The sequence below is a fragment of the Actinomadura sp. KC06 genome (assembly GCF_004348735.1).
Classification (GTDB): Bacteria; Actinomycetota; Actinomycetes; order Streptosporangiales; family Streptosporangiaceae; genus Spirillospora.
The window spans coordinates 1-6449 of sequence record NZ_SMKT01000281.1; the positions used below are offsets into that span (position 1 = coordinate 1).

5 protein-coding genes are annotated in these 6449 nt (G+C 71.0%); 2 read left to right on the forward strand and 3 right to left on the reverse strand.

Translation table 11 applies throughout. The features are described from left to right. The first annotated feature begins 1958 nt into the window (after window positions 1-1958). Window positions 1959-2336 (forward strand): MerR family transcriptional regulator, encoded by a 378-nt coding sequence (locus E1287_RS41370; protein WP_131971284.1) that lies wholly within the window; start codon window positions 1959-1961, stop codon window positions 2334-2336. Here E1287_RS41370 and E1287_RS41375 read toward each other — a convergent pair. Together E1287_RS41375 and E1287_RS41380 are read right to left on the reverse strand one after the other, a co-directional pair. Beyond that, window positions 2300-2710: a hypothetical protein gene (locus E1287_RS41375; RefSeq protein ID WP_207934781.1), complete on the reverse strand. Its 411-nt coding sequence runs from the start codon at window positions 2708-2710 to the stop codon at window positions 2300-2302. The two genes, E1287_RS41370 and E1287_RS41375, sit on opposite strands and share 37 nt — an antisense overlap. After that, window positions 2701-3306, reverse strand: coding sequence for a TIGR03086 family metal-binding protein (locus E1287_RS41380; protein WP_131971286.1), 606 nt, complete (start codon window positions 3304-3306; stop codon window positions 2701-2703). The genes E1287_RS41375 and E1287_RS41380 overlap by 10 nt, the downstream gene beginning before the upstream one ends. An 86-nt stretch (window positions 3307-3392) precedes the next feature. On the opposite strand from E1287_RS41380, the gene E1287_RS41385 reads away from it, so the two are divergent. Then, entirely contained in the window at window positions 3393-4814 is a 1422-nt protein-coding gene (locus tag E1287_RS41385; RefSeq protein WP_131971288.1) for a PLP-dependent aminotransferase family protein, read from the forward strand. On the opposite strand, the gene E1287_RS41390 is transcribed toward E1287_RS41385, so the two are convergent. Beyond that, window positions 4801-6138 carry an ABC transporter ATP-binding protein gene (locus E1287_RS41390; protein WP_131971290.1) on the reverse strand — a complete coding sequence of 446 codons (1338 nt, stop codon included), beginning with the start codon at window positions 6136-6138 and terminating at the stop codon, window positions 4801-4803. The two genes, E1287_RS41385 and E1287_RS41390, sit on opposite strands and share 14 nt — an antisense overlap. Window positions 6139-6449: the final 311 nt, after the last annotated feature.

Consider the following 6449-nt stretch of genomic DNA (forward strand, 5'->3'; position numbering starts at 1 on the left):
GATCCGCACGCGCGGGGCCGCACGCGCGGGGGCCGACCCGGACGGGCTGACCTTACGGGGCGGATCTGCACGGGCCGATCCGCATGCGCCGGGCCGAACCCGGCCACACGCCCACCCACCGGTCCGGAGATCACCACCTCGCCACCCAACCCGCCACCATGGCCGCGACCGGCCGACTACCACCCTGTCCCCGGGCCGCATAGCCATCCGCCACTCCACAAGGCGCACCCGCCAATTCCCACCATCTACAACTTGCAGCTCCCGCAAACTTGCAGCCCCGCAAAGCTGCCCGGCAGGGATCCTCCAGCTGGGCAGCACACCCCTGCCCGAACCGAGCAGCCTCGCACCGGTCGCCTCGCACCAGCTGCTCGCACCTGGTCGCCTGCATCCAGCAGCCCGCACGCGCCGGGCCGATCTGGACGCGCTGACCCGCACGCGCCGTATCGCACGCGTCGGGCTGACCCGCACGGGCCGACCCGCAGGGCCGATCCGCACGCGCGGGGCCGCACGCGCGGGGGCCGACCCGGACGGGCTGACCTTACGGGGCGGATCTGCACGGGCCGATCCGCATGCGCCGGGCCGATCTGCACGTGCTGACCTGCACGCGCCGGGTCGCACGCGTCGGGCTGACCGCACGGGCTGACCTGCACGGGCCGATCCGCAGGCGCGGGCCGACCCGGACGGGCTGACCGCCCGGGGGCTGACCCGCACGGGGGCTGACCTACACGCGCCGGGCCGATCCGCACGCGCGCTGACCTGGACGCGCCGATCCGCACGCGCCGGGGCTGACCCCGACGGGCTGACCGGCACGGGCCGATCCGCACGCGCGGGCCGATCCGCTTGCGCTGACCCGCACGGGTCGGGCCGCACAGGCTGCACGGGCCGATCCGCACAAGTCGGGCCGCACGCGCCGGGCCGCACGCGCCGGGCCGCACGCGCCGGGCCGCACGCGCTGGGCCGATCCGCACGCGTTGACCCGCACGCGCCGGGTCGCACGCGTCGGGCTGACCGCACGGGCCGGCCCGCACGGGCTGACCCGCACGGGCTGACCTGCACAGGTTGACCTGCATGGGCTGACCTGCATGGGCTGACCTGCACGCGCGGGGCCGCACGCGCGGGGGCCGACCCGGACGGGCTGACCTTACGGGGCGGATCTGCACGGGCCGATCCGCATGCGCCGGGCCGATCTGCACGCGCTGGCCCGCACGGGTCGGGCCGCACAGGCTGCACGGGCCGATCCGCACAAGTCGGGCCGCACGCGCCGGGCGGATCTGGCCCCCATCAAGTCCAGTGGGCATGCGCGCAGGACTTTACGCCCGCCTCGCCCAGCTCGGTGTCACTCGCGAGCCCTGCGCCTGACCGACTCCTGGCCAATCAGCTCACATCCGGGGGACTCACTCATGGCCAACCCGGTCGCCACCAGGTCCCATCAGGTCGCGCACACTTCGACACGCGCGCCCTCTCGCTGCCAGCTCAGGTGTGGCCGGACGGGCCTTGCGCTTGCCGGTCATGCTTGATCAACCGTGTGGCCAGCCCACGAGCGCGTTGCAGTCGGTCAGATCTGCCTATCAGCCAGCCGCCTCACGGCGTGGGTTCATTCCCGATGAACCCACGTCAGGCTCGACTCGCGTGCCCACGACCCGGCGCCGGGTTTCAGCAGGTCACGCATGGGCTGCTCGTGGGTCGGTGCGTCCGCTTCGCCAAAGTTGCGCGTGCGCCTCGGTGCGCCCACTCGGCTGGCTTCGGCAACAGATTCGTGCTTGGCCCGTCCGTATCCGCATCCGCATCCGCATTACCCTGTTTAGGCTGGTGAATCGTGCTACGTCAGCAATGTCCGATGCGGTCTGGGTTGGCTGGTGTGTGTGGACGGCTCACGGGTTGGGCCATGAACAACGGGAGCGTTGTTCGCTGGTTTGTGGTGTTGACCTGGAGTGGGCTCCAGGTGGGATTGTGGGGGCGTGAGTTCCTACTCTCCGGGTGAGACCGCTGAGAAGAGCGGCTTCAGTATTGACACGCTGCGTTACTACGAGAAGATCGGGCTGCTTTCGGGTATTGCGCGGAACGCGTCGGGGCGGCGGGTGTTCAGTGATGACGACCTGCAGTGGCTGGACATGCTGCGGTGTCTGCGCGGGACCGGGATGCCGATCGCCGAGATGCTTCGCTACTCCGAGCTGGTTCGTGGCGGGGACGAGACGGTGCAGGAGCGGCTTGAGCTGCTGCAGGAGCACGATCGCCGGGTGGAGGAGCAGATCGCGGAGCTGCGGGTGCGGCAGGAGCAGATCCAGTGGAAGATCCGCCTCTACAGCGGCGCCCTCTGTGAGGGCCTTCCTGCTTGATTCAGGATTTGGTGGGCGCGGAGCCAGGTCTCGGCGGGGTCGAAGCGGTCTGATTCCCAGGTGTCGGCGCGTATCGTCCCGCGGTGGCGGAAGCGCCGCATGATCGCGACGTGCGGTGGCCACGCGATGAAGCGGTTCAGGGCCGTCTCGTCCTCCCAGACCGAGATGGAGCCGCATCTGCGGCGCAACGGGATGGTCCACAGCCAGAGGCCGATCGTGCCCGATAGGTCGGGCCAGGATCGGCGCAGGGTCATGCCCGCGCGGAAGATCGCTGGCATGTCGAGCGGGTTCGCGCAGGTGAAATCGGTGACGCTGACGAGGACAGGGCCTGTCGCGTTGGACGAGCCGTCCCGCCAGGGGGTTCTCAGCGCCATGACGGGGAGCGTCCTAGGAGGGTGAGCAGGCGGTCTTTGGCGGGTGCGTCCGGCGGGGAGTCCAGTTTGGGGGCGAACGACTCGCCGGGGGATCGGCTGTCGTCGGGGACGATCTCGGCGACCTTGAGGGACGCGGTGACGAGGTCCTCTGCGGGCTCCCACGGGACGTTGATGGTGGCGGCGACGTCCCATGCGTGCACGACCAGGTCCACGAAATGGAAGCTGATCGCCAAGGCGGCCGGGAAGGCGCCGCCGTCGCGGATCTCGGGCAGGACGAGTTCGGCGTCGAGGGCGAGGTCCGCGAAGGCACGGGTCACGAGGTCTGCGGAGGTCCGGGACGCGGCGTGAGGGTCGTCGCCCAGGTCGCCGCCGCGCCAGGCGGACAGGCGGGCGCCGTCGCCTCGGGACGCGGCGGCGAAGCCCTCGTCCTGGCTGACCTGGTGGCGGAGGAGGCCGTGCAGGGTCCAGTCGGGGCATGGCGTGGGCAGGGCGAGCGCATCCGGCTTCACCTGCGCGACGGTCGAGAGGTAGAGCTCGGACGCCCTGCGGTCCAGGGGGCGGAAGTCGGTGGTCAGCAATTCGGTCAGCAGGTCCATGCGGTTCACGCTAGGTAGGCGCAGAGGCCCAGGTACAGGTCCAAAATTGTGGAGAATGACTGAGCCGATTTAGGGACGGGGGAGCGTTGGACCTGCACGTGAGCCTGGTGGGGCGGCGAGACCTCGCGGGGCAGATCTACCGGCAACTGCGCTCCGCGATCCTGGACGGTCGACTGAGGCCGGGCGATGCGTTGCCGCCCACCAGGGAACTCGCCAGGCGCCTTGAGATCTCCCGGAACACGGTCGGCGTCGCCTATGACCGGCTCGCCGCTGAGGGTTTCCTGACGAGCCGGGTCGGCGCTGGGACGTTCGTCCTGGAGGGCGGGTCCGCGGCGCGGGGTGCGCCGTCGGCGTCGCCGCTGCGGGCGCGGGAGGTGTGGGACGGATTGTCCGCCTGGCCTCGGCCGATGCCGGGCATCACCTGGGATTTCCGTGCGGGGCTGCCGGACGTCGGGCTGTTCCCCTACGAGGCGTGGCGGCGGATCATGTCGGGTGTGCTGCGGTCGTCGGCGCTGGACGAGCCCGCGTCCATGGGCGATCCGGCCGGGCTGCAAGGGCTGCGTGAGGCGATCGCGAGGCATGTGGGGGTTTCGCGGTCCGTGCGGGCGAGCGCCGGGGACGTCGTCGTCACGTCGGGGACGCAGCAGGCCATGGATCTGATCGTCCGGGTGCTGCTGGAGCCGGGGGACGTGGTGGCCGTGGAGGATCCGGGCTACCCGCCCGTCCGGATCCTGCTCACGGCGGCGGGGATGCGGGTGCTCGGCGTGCCGGTCGACGCGGAGGGGCTTCGGGTCGACCGGCTGCCCGACGAAGCGCGGGCCGTCTACGTCACGCCGTCCCATCAGTTCCCGCTGGGCATGCCGATGTCGCTGCCGCGCCGCAGGGCGCTGCTCGACTGGGCGCGGCGGCGGGACGTGGTGATCGTCGAGGACGACTACGACACCGAGTACCGGTACGGGGGACGTCCGATCGAGCCGCTGCAGAGCCTGGACGAGGACGGCCGCGTCCTCTACACCGGCACCTTCTCCAAGATCATGCGTCCGGTGCTGCGGCTGGGGTTCCTCGTGGCGCCGCCGTCGCTGCACCGCGCGTTCCGCATGGCGCGGTACGTCTCGTCCTGGCATGCCGAACTGCCGGCGCAGGCGGCGCTCGCCAGGTTCATCGACGAGGGGCTGCTCGTCCGGCATATTCGCAGGTCGCGGCGTGAGTACCGGGCACGGCACGAGCGCGTCGCCGAACTGGTGGACGGGCTGCTCGGCGACCGGCTGGCCGTCGTCCCGTCAGAGGCCGGGCTGCACCTGAGCGCCGTCCTCAGGGAAGGGGCCGAGCGGCGCGACGATGCCGCGATCGCCCGGAAGGCGCTCGACGCGGGGATCGGGCTGTTCGCGCTGTCGGAGTTCACCGTCACCGGACCGCCGGTTCAGGGGCTCGTCTTCGGTTACGGCGCGGTTGCGCTTGCGGAGATCGAGGCGGGAATCGGCAGGCTGCGCCGCGTCATTGGTGCCTAGGGGCCTCGTGGGAGCGGACTTCCCTGGGCTTCGCGTTCGCGTGCGGCGTCCGGTGGATGGGCGTGACGCGCTTTCCGTCGGCGCCGAAGAAGAGGACGCGCTCGAAGTCGACGGTCAGCGCGATGCGGTCGCCGCGGTTCGGACGGTCGCCGGGCGCGATGCGGAAGACCAGGTCGGCGCGGCGGCGGTGGTGGCCGGCGTGCTCCTCGACCGGCTCCTCGGTCTGGGACGGCCTGCCGAGCATGGACCGGACCCGGTCCAGCAGCCCGGGACGCTCGGGCTCGTACGACGCGGGCGCCGCGGGGCGTCCCACCTCGTTCGCGTCGACCGTGGTGATGCCGGTCTCGGCGTAGGCGAGCCATTCGTGGCCGTGGAACTCCAGCGCGCGGACCTGGCCGGACAGGACGGTCCCGGACGCCGCCGGAGAACCGGGGGCGATGGGCATGAGCGTGTCCGGCCGGATCCCGACGGTCACGGCCTGGCCGTGATGGCTGATCAGCGAGGACGCCCTTGGGTCGTTCCAAGGGATGGTCAGCCGCTGCTGGCCGAAGTCGAGCAGCAGCCCCTCGCCCTCGACGGCCCAGAGGGTGGCCTGCAGCAGGTTGATCGGCGGCGAGCTGAGGAAGGCGGCCACGAACACGGTCGCCGGGTCCTCGTAGATCTGCTCGGGGGTACCGACGTCCTCCAGGACGCCGTCCCGCAGCACCGCCATCCGGTCGGCCATCGTCATGGCCTCGACCTGGTCGTGGGTGACGTAGACGGTGGTGGTGCCGGTGGAGCGCACGAGGGCGGCGATCTCGACGCGCAGCTCGGTGCGCAGGCCGGCGTCGAGGCTGGACAGCGGCTCGTCCATCAGGAACAGCGACGGCTCGCGGATCAGCGCCCGCCCGATCGCGGCCCGCTGCCGCTGGCCGCCGGACAGCGTGCGCGGCAGCCGGTCGATCATCGAGTTGATGCCGAGGGCGCGCGCCAGTTCGTGGACCTTCGCGTGCGCCTCGGCGCGGTCGTCCCCAGAGACCTCCAGGGGGAACATCATGTTGCCCTTGACCGTGCGGTGCGGGTAGAGGGCGCCCTCCTGGAAGACCATCGCCACGTTCCGGTCGCGCGGCTGCAGGTCGTTGGCCACCGTCCCGTTCAGCCACAGGTCGCCGCCGGTGATGTCCTCCAGGCCGGCGATCATCCGCAGGATCGTGGACTTGCCGCAGCCGGACGGGCCGAGCAGGACGAACAGCTCGCCGTCGTTGATCTTCAAGCGGACATTCCGGACAGCGACCACCCCGCCTGGGTACACCTTGTCGACGCCGTCGAGCACTACATCCGTCATCGGGTCCGCCTGGGGTAAGCCAAAATTCCGGTCCGTCATCACATCGCGCGACGGTCCGCGTTGTCCAGAGTAAATCCGGTATGGCCGGTGGCCTGATCGGCCGAGTCCGGCCATGAAACAAGAGATACCGGTCACCGAAGGAGGAACTTGACCTCCGGGCCGTCAAGAGCGTAGCTGGTACGTATCGGGTGCTTGAGTGGTATGCCTCCGGCGGCCCGGTGGGCGTGTCCAAGCCGGGGAGTAAGCGTCCGGGACGCGACCATGAGCGTGAGCGCGAAGCGCGTACCGCGAGGCCGGGCCCCGCCCTGGCC

Coding starts and splice junctions, on each gene's coding strand:
- E1287_RS41375 (WP_207934781.1), bottom strand. CDS start 2,710: ATGGCGCTGAGAACCCCCTGGCGGGACGGCTCGTCCAACGCGACAGGC.
- E1287_RS41380 (WP_131971286.1), bottom strand. CDS start 3,306: ATGGACCTGCTGACCGAATTGCTGACCACCGACTTCCGCCCCCTGGAC.
- E1287_RS41390 (WP_131971290.1), bottom strand. CDS start 6,138: ATGACGGATGTAGTGCTCGACGGCGTCGACAAGGTGTACCCAGGCGGG.